The organism is Brevundimonas sp. FG8, assembly GCF_057808845.1.
The window spans coordinates 1-20,077 of the sequence record NZ_JBMDIU010000016.1; the positions used below are offsets into that span (position 1 = coordinate 1).

General features: G+C 68.3%; 14 protein-coding genes. 4 read left to right on the plus strand and 10 right to left on the minus strand.

Going from position 1 to position 20,077, the window contains the following annotated elements:
• Positions 1 to 117 precede the first annotated feature (117 nt).
• From recJ to ACODRV_RS16670, 3 genes are read right to left on the minus strand one after another with little or no spacing between them, the layout of a single operon-like run.
• Positions 118 to 1,941 (minus strand): single-stranded-DNA-specific exonuclease RecJ, encoded by a 1,824-nt coding sequence (recJ, locus tag ACODRV_RS16660; protein WP_488909082.1) that lies wholly within the window; start codon positions 1,939 to 1,941, stop codon positions 118 to 120.
• On the minus strand, positions 1,941 to 2,900 hold the full coding sequence (glpX, locus tag ACODRV_RS16665; RefSeq protein ID WP_141626905.1) for a class II fructose-bisphosphatase: 960 nt from the start codon (positions 2,898 to 2,900) through the stop codon (positions 1,941 to 1,943). The genes recJ and glpX overlap by 1 nt, the downstream gene beginning before the upstream one ends.
• Before the next feature lie 59 nt (positions 2,901 to 2,959).
• Positions 2,960 to 3,415 carry a hypothetical protein gene (locus ACODRV_RS16670; RefSeq protein WP_488909083.1) on the minus strand — a complete coding sequence of 152 codons (456 nt, stop codon included), beginning with the start codon at positions 3,413 to 3,415 and terminating at the stop codon, positions 2,960 to 2,962.
• A 76-nt stretch (positions 3,416 to 3,491) separates the two neighbouring features.
• Between ACODRV_RS16670 and phaC the strand changes: the two genes are divergently transcribed.
• The 3 genes from phaC to ACODRV_RS16685 are packed head-to-tail and all read left to right on the plus strand — an operon-like array spanning position 3,492 to position 7,059.
• Complete coding sequence (gene phaC, locus ACODRV_RS16675) at positions 3,492 to 5,486, plus strand: class I poly(R)-hydroxyalkanoic acid synthase (protein WP_488909084.1); 1,995 nt, start codon at positions 3,492 to 3,494, stop codon at positions 5,484 to 5,486.
• On the plus strand, positions 5,483 to 5,863 hold the full coding sequence (locus ACODRV_RS16680; protein WP_141626907.1) for a hypothetical protein: 381 nt from the start codon (positions 5,483 to 5,485) through the stop codon (positions 5,861 to 5,863). Before phaC ends, ACODRV_RS16680 begins: the two co-directional genes overlap by 4 nt.
• Before the next feature lie 35 nt (positions 5,864 to 5,898).
• A complete protein-coding gene (locus ACODRV_RS16685; protein WP_488909085.1) occupies positions 5,899 to 7,059 on the plus strand; it encodes a serine hydrolase domain-containing protein in 1,161 nt (386 codons plus the stop codon).
• A 19-nt stretch (positions 7,060 to 7,078) separates the two neighbouring features.
• Here the strand turns inward: ACODRV_RS16685 and argC are convergent, their stop codons facing one another.
• The 5 genes from argC to ACODRV_RS16710 form a co-directional block, all read right to left on the minus strand.
• Entirely contained in the window at positions 7,079 to 8,011 is a 933-nt protein-coding gene (gene argC / locus ACODRV_RS16690) for an N-acetyl-gamma-glutamyl-phosphate reductase (RefSeq protein ID WP_488909086.1), read from the minus strand.
• Positions 8,012 to 8,121: 110 nt separating this feature from the next.
• A complete protein-coding gene (locus tag ACODRV_RS16695; protein ID WP_488909087.1) occupies positions 8,122 to 9,162 on the minus strand; it encodes an SGNH/GDSL hydrolase family protein in 1,041 nt (346 codons plus the stop codon).
• Between the two features lie 17 nt (positions 9,163 to 9,179).
• A complete protein-coding gene (locus ACODRV_RS16700) occupies positions 9,180 to 11,576 on the minus strand; it encodes an ATP-binding protein (RefSeq protein WP_488909088.1) in 2,397 nt (798 codons plus the stop codon).
• A gap of 72 nt (positions 11,577 to 11,648) precedes the next feature.
• Positions 11,649 to 12,848, minus strand: a complete 1,200-nt coding sequence (locus tag ACODRV_RS16705) for a patatin-like phospholipase family protein (RefSeq protein WP_488909089.1) — start codon at positions 12,846 to 12,848, stop codon at positions 11,649 to 11,651.
• A gap of 329 nt (positions 12,849 to 13,177) precedes the next feature.
• A complete protein-coding gene (locus tag ACODRV_RS16710; RefSeq protein WP_488909090.1) occupies positions 13,178 to 13,828 on the minus strand; it encodes a TetR/AcrR family transcriptional regulator in 651 nt (216 codons plus the stop codon).
• Between the two features lie 70 nt (positions 13,829 to 13,898).
• On the opposite strand from ACODRV_RS16710, the gene ACODRV_RS16715 reads away from it, so the two are divergent.
• Positions 13,899 to 14,654, plus strand: a complete 756-nt coding sequence (locus ACODRV_RS16715; protein WP_488909091.1) for an SDR family oxidoreductase — start codon at positions 13,899 to 13,901, stop codon at positions 14,652 to 14,654.
• Between the two features lie 27 nt (positions 14,655 to 14,681).
• Here the strand turns inward: ACODRV_RS16715 and ACODRV_RS16720 are convergent, their stop codons facing one another.
• Together ACODRV_RS16720 and ACODRV_RS16725 are read right to left on the minus strand one after the other, a co-directional pair.
• Entirely contained in the window at positions 14,682 to 17,168 is a 2,487-nt protein-coding gene (locus ACODRV_RS16720; protein ID WP_488909092.1) for a glycoside hydrolase family 3 protein, read from the minus strand.
• Between the two features lie 80 nt (positions 17,169 to 17,248).
• On the minus strand, positions 17,249 to 19,978 hold the full coding sequence (locus ACODRV_RS16725; protein ID WP_488909093.1) for a TonB-dependent receptor: 2,730 nt from the start codon (positions 19,976 to 19,978) through the stop codon (positions 17,249 to 17,251).
• Positions 19,979 to 20,077: the final 99 nt, after the last annotated feature.

Consider the following 20,077-nt stretch of genomic DNA (forward strand, 5'->3'; position numbering starts at 1 on the left):
GACGTCCTAACCGATAGACGAAGGGACCGCGGCGCGGGGAAGCGGCGATATAGCCAACGCCTCCGAAGGCTGCAACGCCTTTTTCGAGAAAAGTTCAGATCGCCGTTACGGTCGGGGTCAGGGCTGGGCCATGCGGGGATCGGCGACGTCCTCGATCTCGAATTGCACGCCGCGACGGCCGTTCCAGTCGTCCGCCTTCAGACGACCGACCACGCTCAGCCCGCCGCCGCCCGACAGCAGGGCCTGACCGGTCGGCAGGTCGGCGCAGCGCCAGGCGATGGCCTTGACGGAGGCGCCGTCCGGGCCGGTCAGGCGGCACCGCACATGGCCGCCGTTCATGGCCACGGGCTCGCGCACCTGCACATGCTCCATGGCGAACAGGGGCTCGGGATTGCCCGGCCCGAAAGGCGCCAGGGCGTCGAACTGTTCGAACAGGGCGCGGGTGGCGGCGCGTGGCTCGATCAGGGCGTCGACCTCGACCGCGTCCAGCGCCTCGGCGGCGGCCTGTTCGCCGGCCATGCGGCCGTTCAGGAAGTCGCGCAGCTCGCCGATCCGGTCCGCCTTGACCGTCAGCCCGGCCGCCATGGCGTGCCCACCGCCGGCGAGGAGCACGCCCTCCTCCCACGCCGCCTGCACGGCCTTGCCCAGGTTCATGCCCGGCTGGGACCGGCCCGAGCCCTTGCCCACGCCGTTCACCGCATCCACGCCGATCACGATGACCGGCTTGCGCCAGCGCTCGCGCAGGCGACCCGCGACGATGCCGACCACGCCCGGATGCCAGTCCTCGCCCTCGACCACGACCACGGCCGAGCCGTCGTCATGCGCGCCCGTCGCCTCGACGCGTCGGATGGCCTGATCGGTGACCGCCTTCTCGACCTCGCGCCGGGCGATGTTCAGGCTGTCCAGCTCGCGGGCCAGCTCTGCGGCCTCGGCGGGATCGTCGGTGGACAGCAGGCGCGCGCCCAGATCGGACTTGCCGATGCGTCCGCCCGCATTGATGCGCGGCCCCAGAATGAAGCCCGCGTGATTGACCTTGGCCGGACCTTCCTCGGCGCCCGCGGCGGCCAGCAGGGCCTTGAGGCCCGGATTGCTCCAGCTGGACATGACGTTCAGCCCGAGACTGGTCAGCGCCCGGTTGAAACCGGTCAAACCGGTCACGTCGCAGATGGCGCCCATCGCGGCCAGATCCAGCCACTGGCGGATGTCCGGTTGCTCGCGCGCCTCAAAGAGCCCCCTGCCCCGCGCCTCGCGGTTCAGCGCCGCCAGCAGGACGAAGACCACCCCGGCGGCGGCCAGATTGCCCTGCCCGGAGTTGCAGCCCGGCCGGTTCGGATTGACGACCGCCAGACAGGCCGGCGGCTGCTCGCGCATCATATGGTGGTCGATGACCACGACCTTCAGCCCGATCGCCGCGGCATGGGCGACCGCCTCATTGGCCGCCGCGCCGCAGTCCACGGTGACGACCAGATCGGCGCCGGACGCCTTCAGGGTGTCGAAGGCCTTTGCGCTGGGGCCATAGCCCTCGGTGATGCGGTCCGGGACATAGATGGGCAGCTCGGCCCCCATCTGGCGGAACCAGCGCACCAGCAGCGCCGCGCTGGAGGCGCCGTCCACGTCATAGTCGGCGAAAACGTGGATCGACGATCCGGCCTGCAGGGCGTCGATGATCGCCGTCGCGGCGGCGTCCATGTCGGTGAAGCTGGACGGGTCCGGGAACAGGGCCTTCAGCGTCGGCGCCAGAAAATCCTGCCCCTGATCGGCGCGCACGCCGCGCGACGCCAGCGCTCGCGCCAGCGGTTCATCGAGCCCCAGCGCCTGCATATGGGCGCGGATGACGCCCGGCTCGGCGGGCCTTTGCCGCCATGGGCGACCGGAAAGCGAGCGGGAGACGCCCAGAAAGGCAGACGCCGAGGCCGGGGAGCTCCCGCCGCCGTCCGCCATCAGGCCACCGGACGCGTCGTGCGGATGCGCTGCACGGTGCGGGTCGAGGAATCCATCACCAGCGTATGGGTGGTGACGAAGCCGTCGCGGAAGTGGACGCCGTCCAGCATCGCGCCCTTGGTCACGCCCGTGGCGGCGAAGATGGCGTCTTTCGAAACCAGCTCGTGCAAGTCGTATTTGCGGTCGAAGTCGGTCACGCCGGTGCGGCGGGCGCGCTCGCGCTCGTCATCGTTGCGGAAGACCAGACGCCCCTGGAAGAAGCCGCCCACGCACTTCAGCGCCGAGGCCGCCAGCACGCCTTCCGGCGCGCCGCCCTGACCGAGGTACAGGTCGATGCCGGTTTCCGGCTCGGCGGTATGAATCACGCCCGCCACGTCGCCGTCGGTGATCAGCACCACCTTGGCGCCGACCTCGCGCAGGGCGGCGATCAGCTCGGCATGGCGCGGACGGTCCATGACGCAGACGGTGATCTCGGTCGGAGAGACGCCCTTGGCCTTGGCCAGATTGCGCACGTTGTCCTGCGGGGTGAAGTCCAGATCGACCGTGCCGGCGGGGTAGCCCGGGCCGACCGCGATCTTGTCCATATAGGTGTCCGGCGCGTGCAGCATGCCGCCGCCCGGCGACATCGACAGCACGCACAGGGCGTTGGCCATGGCCTTGGCCGTCAGGGTGGTGCCTTCAAGCGGGTCCAGCGCGATGTCGATGGCCGGGCCTTTGCCGGTGCCTACCTTCTCGCCGATGTAGAGCATCGGGGCCTCGTCCCGCTCGCCCTCGCCGATGACGATCTTGCCGTCGATATCCAAGGCGTTCAGCGCGGTGCGCATGGCGTCCACGGCCAGCTGGTCGGCCTTCTTCTCATCGCCGCGGCCGATCTGGGCGTAGCTGGCGATGGCGGCCAGTTCAGTGACGCGGGCGGCGTCCGCGGCGAGGGTCGAGGCGTAGGGGGCCGTGTCGGCCATGGGCGGTCTCCGTGAGCTTGATCCCCGGATTCTGTCGCCCGGGCGATTCTGAAAGGGGATTAGCGGCGGGCGACCGGCGGCGGGGCGCGGCCCCGTTCGCGCGCGGCCCGCAGATTCGCCTCGATCTCCGCCAGGGTTTCGGCGGTGGCCGGAGCGACCGGCGTGGCGGCGACCCGCTCGCGCACCTGATCGGCGAAAGCGGCGGCGTCGCCGGTGGTCTGCCAGTCGATTCGCGCCGCCTCGCCCGCCAGGGCTCCGGCGGAAACGCGCAAGGTGTTCACCTCGACCGCCAGCTGAACCGGCTCAGGCGCGGCCTCGCCCTTCGGAAAATCCTCCCAGCGGGGATATTCGCGGTTCGCGTCGACCAGCGCCTGGGCCTGCGGCAAGACCGGCGAGCTCATGTCGCCGCGCGGAGAGAACGCGGCCCCGCAGGCCGACAACAGGCCCGCGCCCGTCAGGACGACGCACAGCGCAGCATTTTTCCGGATCAGCGCGTTCATTTCACTGGCGGTCATATGCCATGATCGTGACAGGCGGAAGGGCGGCGCGAGTCCTTTACGTCCAATAATGACGCGCAGCAGGAACCGCAGCATGGCCCGACGCCCCACCGTCCCGCCGCCCGCAGCCTCCTCCGGGGAGGCGGAAAAGGCGCCGCGCCGCTCCGGCCGCCCGACCTCGGCCAAGCCCCCTCGTCCCCGCGCCGCCAAGTCAAAGGCCGCCGCCGCGCCTGAGCCGGATCCCGCTCCCACGCCTCAACCTGAGCCGCGACAGGAACCGGACCCCGGCTCGCAAGCCGGGCCGGACGCCGGGGCCTACGGCGCCGAGCAACGGGAAATGCTCGAGACCCTGTCTTTCAATCTCGCCAAGGCGGTGATGACCGCCCAGACCGCCATCGCGGAGGCCGCGCTCAGTCAGGCGGATCGCCCGGCGGCCCTGTCGCCCGATCCTTTCAACGTCGGCCCGGCCATGACTTCGGTGATGTCCAGCCTGGCCGCGCGTCCCGACCGGCTGTTCAGCGCCCAGGCGGACCTGTTCAACCGCTATATGGACCTGTGGGCCACCACCGCGCGCCGCGCGGTCGGCGATGACGTCGCCCCCGCCGCCTCCCGGGACAAGCGTTTCAAGGATCCCGCCTGGTCCGAGAACCCGATGTTCGACGTCATGCGCCAATCCTATCTGGTCACCGCCGACTGGATGAACGGACTGGTCGCCTCGGTCGACGATGTGGATCCGCGCACCAAGCGCCGCGCCGAGTTCTTCACCAAGCTGCTGACCGACGCCTTCTCGCCTTCGAACTTCCTCGCCTCCAACCCGGTCGCCCTGAAGGCGCTGGCCGAGAGCAACGGCGAGTCGCTCGTGCGCGGGATGCAGAATTTCGCCGCCGATCTGGAGCGCGGCCACGGCAAGCTGAAGATCAGTCAGGCCGACGACGGCGGCTTCGAGGTCGGGGTCAATGTAGCCACCGCCCCGGGTCAGGTCGTCTGGCGCGACGATCTGTTCGAACTGCTCCAGTACGACCCGGCTACCCCGACCCAGCACGCCGTCCCGCTGCTGATCTTCCCGCCGTGGATCAACAAATTCTACATTCTGGACCTTCAGCCGGCGAACTCGATGATCCGCTGGCTCTCGGCCCAGGGCTTCACGGTCTTCGTCTGTTCATGGGTCAATCCGGACAGGGACAAGGCCGATTACGGTTTTGACGATTATCTGGAGAAGGGCGTCTACCGCGCTGTCGAAAAGGTGCTGGAGCAGACTGGCTCCAAGCACGTCAACACGGTCGGCTACTGCATCGGCGGCACCCTGATGGGGGCGGCGCTGGCCCATATGGCGGAAAAGGGCGACGACCGGGTCTCGGCCAACACCTTCTTCGCGGCCCAGCATGACTTCGCCGAGGCCGGCGACCTGCTGCTGTTCACCGACGAGCACTGGCTGGCCGAAATCGAGCAGCAGATGGACGCCGCGGGCGGCGTGCTGCCCGGCGCGGCCATGGCGGACACCTTCAACGCCTTGCGGGCCAACGATCTGATCTGGTCGTTCTTCGTCTCGAACTATCTGATGGGCAAAGCGCCGCCCGCTTTCGATCTGCTGGCCTGGAACTCGGACCAGACCCGTATGCCCAAGGCCCTGCACATGGACTATCTGCGCTCCATGTACGGACGTAACGCCCTGACCGGTGGCGACTTCACCATCGGCGGCGTCACCGTCGACCTGTCGAAGGTAACCATCCCGCTCTATTTCCAGGCCAGCCGCGAGGACCACATCGCGCCGATGAACTCGGTCTATCGCTCGGCCCGCGCCTTCTCCGGCGCCGACGTGACCCTGACACTGGCCGGCTCCGGCCATATCGCGGGGGTCGTGAACCCGCCGTCGGCGAACAAGTACCAGCACTGGATCAACCCCGCCCTGCCCGCCACGCTCGAGGAATGGCAGGCCGGAGCCGTTGAACATCCCGGAAGCTGGTGGAACCACTGGGCCGACTGGCTGCATGACAAGTCCGGCCCGCAGGTCCCCGCCCGCGATCCGAAATCAGGCCCGCTCAAGCCGCTCGAACCGGCCCCCGGCAGCTATGTGAAAGTAAAGTCTTGAAGCGTATCGAACCCAATCTGCTGCTGGCGATCTCGACCGCCAGCGCCCTGATCCTCGTCCTGGCGACCATCCATCTCTTCGGCGCGCCGGGCCAGGATCTGCGCAACATCCTGCTGGTGATCATCTGCACCGGGGGCTTCGTACTGCTCAACCCGATCATGCTCAAGATGATGAAGATCGCGCCGCGTCCGCCGCTGATCCACCCGGACAGCCCGTCGACCATGCTGTGGGCCGCCCTGTTCCCGATGGCGATCATCCTCGCCGCCGCCGTGCCGGTGTTCTGGCCCGGTCAGGATTACGGCCTCCTCGTCCTGATCGCCGCGGTATGGTTCGGCGCGACCGTGGAGTCCGCCCTCAAGGTGCTGCGCCCGCGCTGACTGTTCACGCTCTCGCGGGCTGCTAAGCTACTCGCATGAGCCGTATCACCGCCGCCCTCGCCGCCCTTGCCCTGCTGGCCGCCGCCACGCCCGCGCCGGCCCAGCAGCCGACGCCCGAGACCAATCCGTCCGGCGTCCTGTTCTGGTCGCCCGCCGATCGCGAGCGCGCCTTCCGGACGATGGACACCATCATGCCGCACGCGCCGGTGTCACGCGGCGACGGCCCGGTCCGGCCCCTGCCGCAGGGCGCGCCCCTTGATCTCGACCCGGCCGCTTACATGGTGGATCAGCGGGTCGCCGGGGTGCTGGTCCTTCAGGACGGCAAGATCAGGCTGGAGCGCTACGGCCTGGGCATCGACGCGGACACCCGCTGGGTCTCCTTCTCCATGACCAAGAGCCTGACATCGACCCTGGTGGGCGCGGCCTTGAAAAGCGGCGCCATCGCCTCGCTGGAGGATCCGGTCACCCGCTACCTGCCCGCCCTCGCCGGCGGCGGGTATGACGACGTGACCGTTCGTCAGTTGCTGACCATGACCTCGGGCGTCGCCTGGAACGAGGACTATTTCGACCCGAACGCCGACGTGGCCCGCTTCCTTCAGGAGCCTCCGGTTCCCGGACAGGACCCCGTGGTGACCTATATGGCCCGTCTGCCCCGGGCGGCCGAGCCCGGGACGCGGTGGCGCTACTCCACCGGCGAAACCAATCTGGTCGGCGCCCTCGTCGCCGCGGCCGAAAACAAGCCTCTGGCCCAACTGCTCAGCGAACACATCTGGTCGCGCGCGGGCATGCAGGCCGACGCCGTCTGGGCGCTGGATCAGGGCGGGCGCGAGATCGGCGGCTGCTGCGTCTCCGCCGTGCTGCGCGACTGGGGCCGCATCGGGCTGATGGCGCTGGAGGACGGCGTCCTCGGCGGCGAGCGCATCGTCCCCGACGACTGGTTCGCCCAGGCCGTCCGCAAACAGGCGGAAACCGGCGAGCCCGGCGAGGGCTATGGTTTCCAGTGGTGGACCCAGGACGACGGCGTCTATGGCGCTTACGGCATCTTCGGCCAGAGCATCCGCGTCGACCCCGAGCGCAGGCTGGTCATCGTCCTGCTGTCCGCATGGCCCCAGGCCGTGGGCCGGACCCAGAGCGCCGCCCGTCGCGCCTTCTTCGCCGATGTCGTCCGCGCGGTGGACGCCACGCCGCAGCCGTAAACCCCGACCGCTGTAGCGGTCAGCTCAGGCCAGCACCCTCGTCCAGACCCAGCATCAGGTTCAGGTTCTGGACCGCCGCGCCGGACGCGCCCTTGCCGAGGTTGTCCAGCAGGGCGACCAGACGCACCTGCTCCCCGCCGCGATCGCCGAACACATGCAGGCGCAGGCGATTGGTGCCGTTCAGACCTTCAGGGTCGATCCCGGTCATGGCCTCGGTCTCCTCCAGCGAGGCGACCTCGACGAAGCGCTGACCCGCATAGGCCTCGACCAGCGCGCCGTGCACCACCTCGACCGAGGGCGAGCCCGGCAGGGCCGACAGATGCAGCGGAACCTCGACCAGCATCCCCTGCCGGTACGATCCAACCGCCGGGGTGAAGAGCACCTTGCGCTCCAGCCCCGTGTGCGTCGTCATCTCGGGCACATGTTTGTGCTTCAGCGTCAGGCCATAGGCGCGATAGGCCTCGGCCTCGCCGCTCTCGAACTCGGCGATCATGGCCTTGCCGCCGCCGGAGTAGCCGCTGACCGCATTGACCGTCACCGGCCAGCCCGCCGGAATGATCCCCGCGCTGACCAGAGGCCGCACCAGACCGATGAAGCCGGTCGGATAGCAGCCGGGGTTCGACACCCGCGTCGAGGCCGCGATCTTGTCGCGCTGATCCGGCGCCATCTCGGCGAAGCCGTAGGTCCATTCCGGATCGACGCGATAGGCGGTCGACGCGTCAATCACCCGCACCTTCGGGTTTTCGATCATCGACACCGCTTCCTTCGCCGCTTCGTCCGGCAGGCAAAGGATGACCGCATCAGCGCTGTTCAGCGCCTCGCGCCGCGCCTCGACGTCGCGACGGCGATCGCCCAGCAGCAGCAGTTGAAGATCGGCGCGCGCTTCCAGACGCTCGCGGATCTCCAGCCCCGTGGTTCCGGCCTCGCCGTCGATGAAGATGGTGTGGGTCACGATAGAACTCTGCTCAGCGCCGGAGAGCACGCTCGCCCGCCGGGGGTCACGCACATAGGGCCGGTTTCGGATCGACGCCAGAGTTTCCGCCCTTGGCCGTGCGCCGGACTTCAGAACAGCCCGCGCGCCGTGATCTCCTGCTCGATCAGCCCGGCCAGCACGACTTCGTCCGCCAGTGACGGATGCCAGTCGCAGCCCTGCAGCTCCAGGCCGGTGAACGGCACGACCGTCGCCAGTCCGGGCGTCCGCCCGTTCACCGCCTCGGCCACCTGACGAACATCCCCCACAAAGGCGTCCCCGCCCATCAGGATGAAGCGCGCCTGCGGCTGCCGCCCGGCCAGTTCGCCGAGGAAGGCCACATAGCGCTCACGATAGGCCGCCCGCAGACCCGCATCATCCGCCCAGCGCTCATCGGAATGCAGGGGCGTCGAAAAATCGTTGGTGCCCAGGTTCACGACGATGACCTGCGGCTTCCAGTCGCCCGGTGCCCCGTCCAGCGCCTCGGCCATGTCCGGCTTCAGTCTTCCGTACAGCTCCGGCAGACTCAGATCACGCGACCCGCCGTCATAGTTTCGCACGATGCCGAAGCCGGAATAGGCGTTGATCCGGTAGTCCGCGTCGAAATGGCGGGCCACGCGCGGCCCAAAGGCGCTCTGGGTGTCCGTGGTCGCCGTGATCTCGTCCGGCGAGCACGTCCGCCCGCGCGCGGTATTGCCGTAGCCCACGGTGTAGGAATCCCCGATGAACTCGATCTGGCGCGTCTTCGGGACAGCAGGGAGCGCATGCCCCGCGCCGATCACCTCGAATCCGATGAACCGCCCGCCGCCCGTCTGGCTTTCGCCCTGCTTCTCCAGCCGCACGACGTGGTCGCCGACCGCCATCCCGGTCAGGGTCAGGTCGACCGCGCCGGCCTGCCGGAACACCGCGCGCTCCTGCCCGTCCAGCAACAGTCGCATACCACCGGCCGGAGCCTCAAAGCGGACCCGTACCGCCTCGCCGTGGAACCGGCCCTCGAAGTAAACGCCCGGCCAGCCGAAGCGCAGGCTCCCGTCCGCCTCATGGATCACCCGCCCGCCCATATGCAGCGGCAGGGGCTCGTCCGCGACCGCAGGCGTCGCCGCGACGGCCAGAACCGCAGCGGCGGCGGTCATCAGTGTCTTCAGCATTCTCAGGCCGTGAAGTCTTTGGTTTGGAGCGCCTCGGCCACCGCGCGGATCAGAGCTTCGGCGGCGACCGGCTTGGACACCGCGCCACAGAACCCTTCCGCCCGGAGGTCGGCTTCCAGACCTTCTCCCGCATCGGCCGTATAGGCAAGGATCGGCGTCAGGCGGTTCGGCCCGGCGCCCTCGCGGATCGCCTTCAACGCCTCGCGGCCGCCCAGCCCCGGCATCCGCATGTCCATCAGGATCACGTCATACGTCGTCCGTCCGGCGCACTCCACGGCGGCCAGACCGTCGACCGCGTCCTCGACCTCGACCCCCATCCCGCTCAGGAAGGCGCGGGCCAGCTCGCGGTTGGCCGGGTGGTCGTCGGCGATCAGCACCTTCAGTCCACCCACCTCGGCCGCCGCCATCGGGGTCGTCGCCGGCGCGACTTCCCGCTCGGCGCGCGGCGCGGGAATGTCGAACCAGAAGACGCTGCCCTGTCCCTCGACGCTCTCCGCGCCGATAGCGCCGCCCATGGCCTCGGCCAGACCCTTGCAGATCGCCAGCCCCAGACCGGTGCCGCCGACCGCCTTGTTCTGGGCTCCGTCCACCTGCGAGAACCGAAGGAACAACCGGTCCAGCTTGTCCGCCGGAATCCCCGCCCCGGTGTCATGGACGGCCACGCGCAGCCGCTCGCTCTCCGGCGACCAGCGGACCTCCAGGCGCACCTCGCCGGTGGCCGTGAACTTCACCGCATTGCCGACCAGATTGAGCATGATCTGGCGCAGACGGTCCGCATCCGCGACCACCGGCGGGGCCGGATCGGCGTCCAGCGTCAGGGCCAGATCCTTCGCGCCCGCCTGCGGCGTGAACAGCTCCAGCGTGGCCGCTGACAGCGCGACGACGTCCATCGGCTGGGGCCGGATCACGACCTGCCCGGCTTCCAGCTTGGAGAAGTCCAGAATGTCGTTGACCGTGCACAGCAGGGCCCGGCCCGCATTGTCCACCCGCCCGATGTAGCTGCGCGCCGCGTCCGGCAGGTCCTGCTCGAGGGCCAGTCCGGTGAAGCCGATGATGCTCGTCAGCGGAGTCCGCAGCTCATGGCTCATATTGGCCAGAAACTCGGACTTCACCGTCGCGGCGGCCTCGGCCTCGGCGCGGGCCAATTGCAGCTGCGTCTCCAGCGACTTGCGGCGGGAGATGTCACGGATCACCACCACGGTCTCGACCGGTCGCCCGGCGTCGTCGCGGATCAGCTGCATCCGGGTCTCGCCCCAGACCTCACGTCCGTCACGATGCAGCAGGCGATGCTCCAGTGTCGCCGAGTCCAGCCCCCGCCCCATCTCGGCGAAGGTCTCGTCCAGTTGCGCGCGGTCTTCGGGATGTACGAAGGCCGCCGCCGACCGACCCGCCATCTCGGTCGGCGTCCAGCCCAGCAGGCGCTCGATGGCCGGCGAAATATAGTTCGATGAACCGTCCAGCTGAACCCGGGCGATCACGTCGGCGGCGTGATCGGCCAGCAGCTTGTAACGGCCCCGGCTGCGCTCCATCACCGCCATCGCCTCGCGCTGGTCAGTCACATCCTGGAACACCCCGAACATCGCCGGAGACCGGCCGTCCAAGGACAGTTCCGCCGCCCCCTTGGCCACCACCCGGCGCTTCACCCCGTCGGCCCGGGTGATGCAGAGCTCGACCGAGAACGGCCCGTCGCCGGCCATCGTCCGCTCGCAGTGCTGCGACAGGATCGCGCGATCGGCCTCGGGGTAGAAGTTCAGGGCGCTTTCAAAGGTCGGGCTGTAGGTTTCCCGGGTCAGGCCGTGAATCGCATAGACCTCATCGGACCAGACGACCTTCTGATCCACCATATCGACCCGCCAATGGCCGACACCGGACAGGCCCTCGACCATGGCCAGCATGTGCTGGTTTTCGCGCTGCAACCGATCCGCCCGTGCCCGCTCCAGCTCGCCGACCACCAACCGCGCCAGATCACGCAGTCGGCCCAACAGGGTTTCGTCGGGCCTCGGTCGCGGCTTGGTGTCGATCACGCAAAGGGCGCCCAGACTGGCGCCGTCCGACGCGGTCAGCAGGGCCCCGGCGTAGAAACGGACGTTCATCGACCCGGTGACGTTCGGATTGTCCACAAAGCGGGGGTCCTGCGTGGCGTCCTCGACCACCATCACCGCATGCGCCGGCAACTCCAGGGCGTGAACACAAAACGAATCCTTGCGCGGAATGGAACAGACATCGACGCCGCACACAGCCTTGACCCACTGGATCTCGTCCTCGATCAGGGTCACCAGCCCGATCGGGCAATCCATCAGATGGGCCGCAAGCCGCACCGCGCCCTCGATCGCCGGACCCGGCGGGGCGCCGACCGCTCTCAGCGAGCGAAGAGTCGCGAGGCGTTGGGCTTCGTCCATTGGAACTCTCTCGGGTACGCCCGGTGAATTCTGGAGGACCAAAGCTGACGTTTCGTTAGCGCGCTGACGATCTCAACTCGTCGGCGGCGTCGCGATCACGACCGGAGGCGCCGAAAGTTCCGTCGCCGGACTGACCCAGGCGTCGCCGCCGAGAACCCGCTGACGGCCCAGTTCGAACACCCGCGTCATCGACTCATTGTCGAATTTCAATGACGACGCATCCTCGTCCGCCGGGATGGAGGCGACCCTGAAGGTCACGCCGTTGCGCTCGGCGAAGGCGGCGTTGGCGGCTATGAAGGTCCGCGCCGTCGCCTTGCTCATGCTCTCGTAGGTCCGCGTCAGGATGGAGGACAGGTTTCCCCGCACCACGCCGGACGTCCGCCCCACCTGTCCGTTGACCACCACATAGAGCGACGCCCGCTCCGCGCCGGGGAACCGGTTGGAGGTCGCCAGCAGTTCTTCGGGCACGGCGAGGAAGGGCATGTTCACCCCGCCGTCCACATGCATTTCCTGAACAATCTGATCGCCTTGCAGCGATGAAATCAGAACCGGCGGGAAGACGCCGGGAATGCTGGCCGACGCCACCAGCACTTCACGGAACAGCACCAGCGCCTGCTCGTCGCCCTGACTGGCCAGCTGGCCCATGTCCCAGATGACCGACTCCTGGGTGTCCAGATTGGTCGTCACCACCAGCAGCCGCCGTCCCTTGGCATGCTCCACCGCGATGGCGCGCAACAGCTCGGGCGTGACGTTCTGTTCGACCAGCCGCCGCAGCGGGGCGGCGCTGAACATGCTCGGGCCGACCAACCCCGCCAGCGCGCGCGGACTCAGGATGCTGGAGGCGCCGCCGCCGGTATAGGCCTCGCGCAACTCGTCGTCCCAGTCAGAGCCCAGGAAGGCGAACGGAGCCGAAAGCGCGCCCGTGCTGATGCCGGTGACGATGTCGAACTCGGGCCGGGTTCCCATCTCGGTCCAGCCGATCAGAAGCCCCGCGCCGAACGCTCCGTTGGCCCCGCCGCCGGACAGCGCCAGCATGGCTCCGCTGCCTTCATGTGAGGCCAGCCGCCGGGCCACGAGGTCGATGACCTCATGCTCCAGCACCTGATCGCCGGGGCGAATGCGGGGGTCTTCTGTCGGCAAGACCGAGGCCTCGACCTGGCGCAGGGGCACCGGCTCAAGTCGCGCCACCGTGCCACAGGCCGACAGGGTCATCGCCAGCGCGACGATGATCCCGACACCCGGCCATCCGCTCAGTCCTGATGGGCGAACCATGATCCTCTCCGGCCCGCCCCGATCATCCCGACCGGGGCTCGCGAGGAGGAATGCCTAACAGCACAGGTTGGTTCGCGCCATCACATCGGACCGGTGTTCTGACGCGGACTATTTCCTGTCCGGCAGGTTGCTCCAGATGGAGACGCCGCCGACCACCAGCATGAAGACGGAAAAAAGGCCGACGATGGCGATGACGACGGGGACAGCGGATTCGGGCATGACAGGCTCCTGTTCTGGCCCGCCTTCTCCACCCGCACCCGGAGCAACGCCTTGATCAGGATCAAACGGCGACGCTGGCGGAGCGCAAGATGGACAACAGCCGGTCCTGATCAGGCCTCAACCTCAACGCCGCCCTGATTGGCCGAAGCCAGATAGGCATGACACGCCCGCGGCAGCTCACACCGCAGCCGATCCAGCGTCTCCTCGGACGGATCGGCCTCCATGACCACCCGAACCGATCCGCCCAGGATGGCCGTCAGCATGAAGGCCGCGGACGGCCGATCCTCGAACCGGGCCTCGGGCGCGTGGGCCAACAAGTCCTCGAACAGGCCGGACAGCATCTTCGCGGCCCGATTCATGTGTTCCGACAGATCGAACTCGGCGGCGATGCCGTAGATGGCCCGCGACGAGACCATGTCCGCCAGCTTGGCGTCGAGCCAGGCGGCCGACAGCCCCTCCGCGATCCCCTTCAGATCACTCCCCCTCAGTCGCTCGGCCGCCGCGCACATCGCCGCCTCGATCAGCGCCATCTGCCGTTCGACGATCCCGAACAACAGGGCCTGCTTGTGCGGAAAGTACTGGTACATCGTTCCGACCGAGACACCCGCCCGTTCGGCCACCCGCGTCGTCGTCAGCCGCCCGACGCCCTCGGCCAGCAAAACCTGAATGGTCGCCTGCCGGATCGCCTCGATGGTGGCGGCGGATCGGGCCTGTCGTGGCGATTTGCGGGGCTGCAGCAGCGCGGGCCGGGGCCGGTTCAAATGCGAATTCCAAACCTGAAGGATGCTTCATATTTTGAAGCCTCAGTTCACCCCCCGCAAGGAGTTTCCCATGCAGACCGTCCTCATCACCGGCTGTTCGACCGGCTTCGGCCGCGAGGCCGCGCTCCATTTCCTCGAAAGGGGCTGGTCCGTCGTCGCGACCATGCGCAACCCGGCCGCCGGCGACCTTCCCGCCTCCGACCACCTGCGGGTGCTGCCGCTGGATGTCACCGACCCTGACAGCATCGCCGAGGCGGTCGCCGCCGCCGGCCGCATCGACGTGCTGGTCAACAACGCCGGCATCGGCTGGCTGAACGCCGTCGAAGGCACGCCGATGGAGACCACCCGCCGGGTGTTCGAGGCCAATCTGTTCGGCGCCATCGCGATGATGCAGGCGGTGCTGCCGGGCATGCGCGCCCAGCGCTCGGGCGTCATCGTCAACGTCAGCTCCAGCTCGACCTACAAGCCCCTGCCCCTGCTCTCGGTCTATCGGGCCAGCAAGGCGGCGATGAACGCCCTGACCGAGTCGGCGGCGCCCGAACTGGCCGAGTTCGGCATCCGCGCCCGCGTTGTCCTGCCGGGCATGGCGCCGTCCACCGCCTTCGCCGCGAACGCGCAGGAACAGGTCTTCGGCGCAGGTGGTTTCCCCGAGGCCTACGCCGACTTCACCCAACGCACCATGGCCGCCCTCCACGCCGCCACGGCCGGCCCGGTCACCGTCGCCCGTGATGTGGCCGAAGCCGTCTATCGCGCCGCCACTGACCCGGCCTGCCCGATGCTGCTGCCCGCCGGCCCCGACGCGGTCGCCTGGGCCACCGGCGAATAATCCCACAAGAAGTACCGGCTTGACGGTCTATCCCGGGCACCGCGCCTCGCTGGTGCGACTGAGCAGGCCGATATCCTCCACCGAAATCCGCGCAGCGCCCGACGAACGCAGGGCGAACGGCGTATCGACGGCGGTCACGCCCGCCCGGTCTGGATTGAAACAGGCCAGCGGAATGCGGATCGCTGTCCAGACCCCCGGTCTGGCGTCAGCCAGCAGGGGTGCGAGATCAATCCAGTCGCGGCCAAAACCGAGTTCGAGCGGCCCGGACAGCGGACCATCCAGTCGAACGGACAGCCCCAGGACCATGTCCCCATTACGTTGACGTGACAAATCGACCGTGGGTCCGGTGATCCTCATTTCCGCCCTGTCGCTGAACGCAAGGGCGGCCGCGCTCTCCTGGGCCGAGCCGTCGGTCGGGCGAACGCTCACACGCCCGCGGGGACTCGCCGCCGCCAGGATGGCTCCCGCCCGACTGTCGCCGCCCTCGTCCCGAAGAATGAGCGACCAGGGCGGCAACACCCGACCGTCAGCATAGTAGCGGTCGGCGTTCCCGCGACCCGGCGCGACGCCGGCCTCTTCGGAAAGACGGCCAACAAACTCCGGCCGGGCGTAGCTGAGGCCGTAGCCATAGGCGAATTGGGGGTCATAGCCCGGCGTTCCGACGTTCAGCACCTCCTGCGCGGCGCTCTTCGGCCACGAGAAAGACAATCGGCCGGAGAAGTCGAAGCGCGTGCGGCCATCGGGCCCGGCGACCAGGACATCGGCGACGCCCCCGCCCTCCGTTCCGGGGAGCCAGGCCGCGACAAAGGCGTCCGAGGCGTTGATCTCCGGATTGGTCCAGAGCGGGCGACCGCTCAGGAAGACGGAAACCGTCGGAATACCGGCGGCCTTGTAGCGCCTCAGAAGCGCCAGCGGCGTCTCCGGACCAAAGTCGAGGGTCTCGATATCGCCCTGAAACTCCGCGTAGGGCGTCTCTCCAAACACGACGATGGCGACGTCCGGACGCGTCCGCCAATCCCCGTCGGCGCTGAGTTCGGCCTGTCCCCCGCTCGCTTTCACCGCCGCCTCGAGACCGGCCCATATGGAGGTTCCGCCGGGGAAGTCGGCATTGGTGGTGTCCGCCCCCTGCCAGGTCACCGTCCAGCCGCCGGAGGCCTGGCCGATCGAGTCCGCCGCATCTCCGGCGACGAGAACGCGGGCGCCCGGCCGGAGGGGGAGCACACCATTGTTCTTGAGCAGGACGAGGGATTTGCGGACCGCCTCGCGCGCTAACGCGCGGTGGGCCGGCGAGCCCAGGATGTCCGCACGGCCCTCCAGCGATCGGTCACGATCAAACACCCCCAGCTTGAATTTCACCCGGAGAATCCGGCGCACCGCATCGTCAAGACGCGCCTGCGGGATCTGCCCTGAGCGCGCCTGGGCCAGGGTGTTTGCGTACAGCCCGCGCCAGCTGTCGGGAGCCATGAACATGTCCAGCCCGGCGTTGATCGCCTCGGGACAGCTTTCATTGCCGCAACCCGGAATCTGTCCGTGAGCATTCCAGTCGCCGACGACGAAGCCCTCGAACCCCATCCGGTCCTTCAGGACGTCGGTGAGCAGGGAACGGTTTCCGGTGATCTTGACGCCGTTCCAGCTGGAGAAAGACGCCATCACCGTCAGCACGCCGGCGTCAATGGCGGGGACATAGCCTTGGGCGTGAATGGCGACGAGTTCGGCTTCCGGAATGACGGCGTCGCCCTGGTCCACCCCCCCGGCGGTGCCGCCGTCGGCGAGGAAATGCTTGGCCGATCCGGCGATGTGGTCAGGGCCGAGCGGGCGGCCGGGGACAAGAGCCCCCTGCAGGCCGAGGGTCATCGGCCCGGCATAGCTGACGACAATCTCGGGATTTTCGCCATAACCTTCATAGGCGCGCCCCCACCGGTCGTTGCGCGGCACCGCCAGTGTGGGCCCGAAAGTCCAGTCCGCGCCCGAGGCGGCGACTTCCTGTGCGGTCGCCGCACCGATGCGCCGGATCAGATCCGGGTCGCGTGCGGCCCCCAGGCCGATGTTGTGCGGAAACAGGGTGGCGCCGACGATATTGTTGTGCCCGTGGACCGCGTCGATGCCGAACATCAGAGGGACCGCCGCCCCGGGCCGGGCCGCCGCCGCGTCGCGGAACGCCCGGGACAGCGAGACCCAGTCCTGAAGGGGCGCGCGCTCGTTACCCGCGGGCGCCGAGTTGCCTCCCGCCAGGATCGAGCCGATCGGGTAGGTCGCGAGATCCGCCGGGGTAATTGAGGCGATGTCGGCCTGAATCAACTGCCCGACCTTCTCCTCCAGCGTCATGCGCGCCATCAGGGCGTCGATACGGGCCTCGGTCGCGGCGTCGGTGATCGCCGCCGGGCTGGCGGCGACCGGCCAGACGGCGGGATCGGCGACAGCGGCTCTCGGCGAAGGCCCGCCGGTCGAGGCGCAGCCGGCCAGGACGGCGGACAGCGCGATAGCGGAGACGAGCGCTCGACGGGACGCGGGCATGGGGGACCTCAACACGGCTCGGTACGGACAAGGAAAGGGCGGCGCGATCCGGAGATCCGCGCCGCCCCAGGGTCAGGAGACTAGAAGTTGGCGCGCAGACGCACGCCGAAGGTGCGCGGCTGGTTCAGGAACAGCACATTGACGACCTGATCGGACACCAGCTGCTTCTCAACGACGGTCTCGTCGAACACGTTGTTCACATAGCCCTCGACGCGGTAACGACCGCTGGACGGCTCCCAGCCGGCGCCGAGGTTGACCGTCACATAGCCGCCCTGACGCCCCCAGAAACCGCCGTCACGGGCTTCGGTGCTGCGCAGATAAGGGCTGGTCAGGGGCGCGGTCGGATCAATCGTGGTTCCCGCCACCGACGCCTTGAAGGCGTCATAGGCCGCCTGCCCCGCCGCATCTCCGGGCCGCGCGGTGAACTGGATCACCGGAAGCTCATTGTAGATGTTGAGGTAGTAGGACGAGCGGTAGTTGGCCAGCAGGTGGAAGTCCGCCCGGCCGCCGAACAGATCCATCGTCTGCTGCAGGTGAGCGTTCAGATTGACCTTCGACACGTTCGGCAGATCGTTGCCCCCGATATCAATGTTGAAATTGGGCGTGCCGTCGCCGTAGTCGGTGCCGCGGGTGTCCGTCAGCGACCCTTCGTCCGCCTGGGCGTCGATATAGGCGCCGATGATGTCCAGCCGCATGCCGAACGGCAGGTCGAAGCGGGTCTCGAGCTCGAAGCCCTGGATGGTCGATTGGGCGACGTTGATGTTCTGCTGCGAGAAGCCGGCGCTGGCCCCGCCCGGGCCCGTGCCGAGCGACACCAGGGTCTGGAAGACCTGGTCGGCGTAGTCATAGAAGAAGATGTTGGCGTTGACGTCGATCCGACCGGTCGCGGGACGGAAGGTGTTCTTCGTGCCAAACTCGAACAGCGTCACCGATTCCGGCGCGAACGTCGGTGCGGTCGAGACGCCGTTGACGACGATGGTGTCGTTGAATCCGCCGGACTTGTGACCCGTCGAGACGGTTCCGTAGAACAGGTTGTCGGGGGTGAGATCGTACTCGAAGCCCAGGCGATAGTCGCTGAACGAGTCCTCGTAGGAGCCGACCTGCTCGCCCGGGGCCGTGATCTGGAAGAAGCTGTGCTGGCCGTTGGCGGGGCAGACCTGCCCGCCGCCGCCCGGCTGGGTGTCCGGACGGTTGATGCAGGTGCCGTTGGGGCGCGAGCCGTCGGCCACCCCCGCGATCTGGTCCAGGAAGGTGTCGCGCGCGCCGGGCCGGAAGGCGCCGGCGAAGTAGCGCGCCGCCGCGGCGTTATCGCCCGGGGTCGGCGGAGCGTAGCTGTCCCGACCTGTGAAGATCGGGCGGAAACCCTCCGTGCCCAGACGGGAGGTGAAGCAGCAGTTGAAGGCTTCCGACCCCAGGCCGAGCGACCAGTTGCCGCCGATGCCGCGCCGGGACTTGTTCTCCTCCGTGTAGCGATAGCCGGCCTTCAGGCGCAGCTGATCCGTCACGGGATAGGTGATGTCAAAATAGGCGGCGAACGAATCGGCCTGCACGTCCGGGAAGGTGAACTCGGTTCCGGAATAGAACTGTCCCTTGTCGACCACCGACAGGAAGCCGACCTGCTGGCTTTCCTTGAAGTAGAACAGGCCGGTCGACCAGACCACCTCGGCGTCGGGCGCGGAGGACAGGCGCAGCTCGTGCACATCGGATTCGGACAGGGTCAGCCAGTACTGGGTGCCGAAATTGTCGTAGTCCACATCGCCCGCGCCGTATCCGGGACGCACCACGCCCTCGTTGGCCGCATTGACCTGATAGTAGTCCACGCTGCGTCGGCTGGCGGTGTACTCAAGCACAGCCGGGCCGAAATCATAGGAGGCGTTGAGCGCCAGACCCCAGTTGTCATTCTCCACCAGGCCCTGAGGCCCCCGGTAGAGAACCTCGCGCAATTCCAACTGGTCCGGCGTGCCGCCGCCGACCAGGCCGTTGCGCACGTTCGTCGCCGGATAGCCGGTGCCGCGCTCGGACTCGAAGTCGCCCATGAAGGTCAGGCGGAAGCGGTCATTGGGCTGGTAAAGGTAGGTGGCGCGAGCGGAGAACAGCTGCTGCTCGCCGGTCGGATCCAGACTCTGATCGTTGCCGACGTTCTCGTAGGCCGTGCCGCGATCCACTCCGTAGACCGCCAGACGAAGGGCCTGATCCTCGCCGATCGGCATGTTGACGGCGCCTTCGTAGCCGTAGGTGTCCAGATTGCCGACCTCGCCCTGGACAAAGCCCTCGCTCACGCCGAGGCGCGGCATGTTGGGGATGATGTTCAGCGTGCCGGCGACGGCGTTGCGGCCCCGCAGGGTGCCTTGCGGTCCCTTGGCGACCTCGACGCGGGCGAGGTCGAAGAAGAGACCGCCCAGACCCCGGGGACGCGGCAGGTAGACGCCGTTGAGGTGGGTCGCCGCCGAAGGGTCGCCCAGCTCGGTGTTGTTGGCCGTGCCGACACCCCGGATGTAGATCTGGACGTTGCCTTCCTGGTTGGCGATCGACAGGCCGGGCACAGCCGACTGAAGATCCTCGATCTGGTCGATGCCGACCGCCCGGAGGTCCTCGCCCGAGATCGCCTGGGCGACGCCGGCGTAGTTCTGCAGCGTTTGTTCGCGACGCTCGGCGGTGACAACGACTTCGCCGAGGTCAGCCGCCTCTTCCTGCGTCGCCGGCTCCTGACGCGTCTGGGTGGCCTCGGGAGCTGTCTGGGCCGCGGCGACGCCCGCGCTCAGAGCCAACGACGCGCAACCGAGCAGCAGCGAGCGTTTGAATTCGATCATGATCTTTCCTCCCCGTGGATCCTGTTCTTCAGGATTCCATCGTGCCGCGCCCGGAGGCGCCCGTTTCCCTGGCTCAAACTGTCCTGTTTTGACAGCGCT

Coding starts and splice junctions, on each gene's coding strand:
- recJ (WP_488909082.1), bottom strand. CDS start 1,941: ATGGCGGACGGCGGCGGGAGCTCCCCGGCCTCGGCGTCTGCCTTTCTG.
- glpX (WP_141626905.1), bottom strand. CDS start 2,900: ATGGCCGACACGGCCCCCTACGCCTCGACCCTCGCCGCGGACGCCGCC.
- ACODRV_RS16670 (WP_488909083.1), bottom strand. CDS start 3,415: ATGACCGCCAGTGAAATGAACGCGCTGATCCGGAAAAATGCTGCGCTG.
- phaC (WP_488909084.1), top strand. CDS start 3,492: ATGGCCCGACGCCCCACCGTCCCGCCGCCCGCAGCCTCCTCCGGGGAG.
- ACODRV_RS16685 (WP_488909085.1), top strand. CDS start 5,899: ATGAGCCGTATCACCGCCGCCCTCGCCGCCCTTGCCCTGCTGGCCGCC.
- ACODRV_RS16695 (WP_488909087.1), bottom strand. CDS start 9,162: ATGACCGCCGCCGCTGCGGTTCTGGCCGTCGCGGCGACGCCTGCGGTC.
- ACODRV_RS16700 (WP_488909088.1), bottom strand. CDS start 11,576: ATGGACGAAGCCCAACGCCTCGCGACTCTTCGCTCGCTGAGAGCGGTC.
- ACODRV_RS16705 (WP_488909089.1), bottom strand. CDS start 12,848: ATGGTTCGCCCATCAGGACTGAGCGGATGGCCGGGTGTCGGGATCATC.
- ACODRV_RS16715 (WP_488909091.1), top strand. CDS start 13,899: ATGCAGACCGTCCTCATCACCGGCTGTTCGACCGGCTTCGGCCGCGAG.
- ACODRV_RS16720 (WP_488909092.1), bottom strand. CDS start 17,168: ATGCCCGCGTCCCGTCGAGCGCTCGTCTCCGCTATCGCGCTGTCCGCC.
- ACODRV_RS16725 (WP_488909093.1), bottom strand. CDS start 19,978: ATGATCGAATTCAAACGCTCGCTGCTGCTCGGTTGCGCGTCGTTGGCT.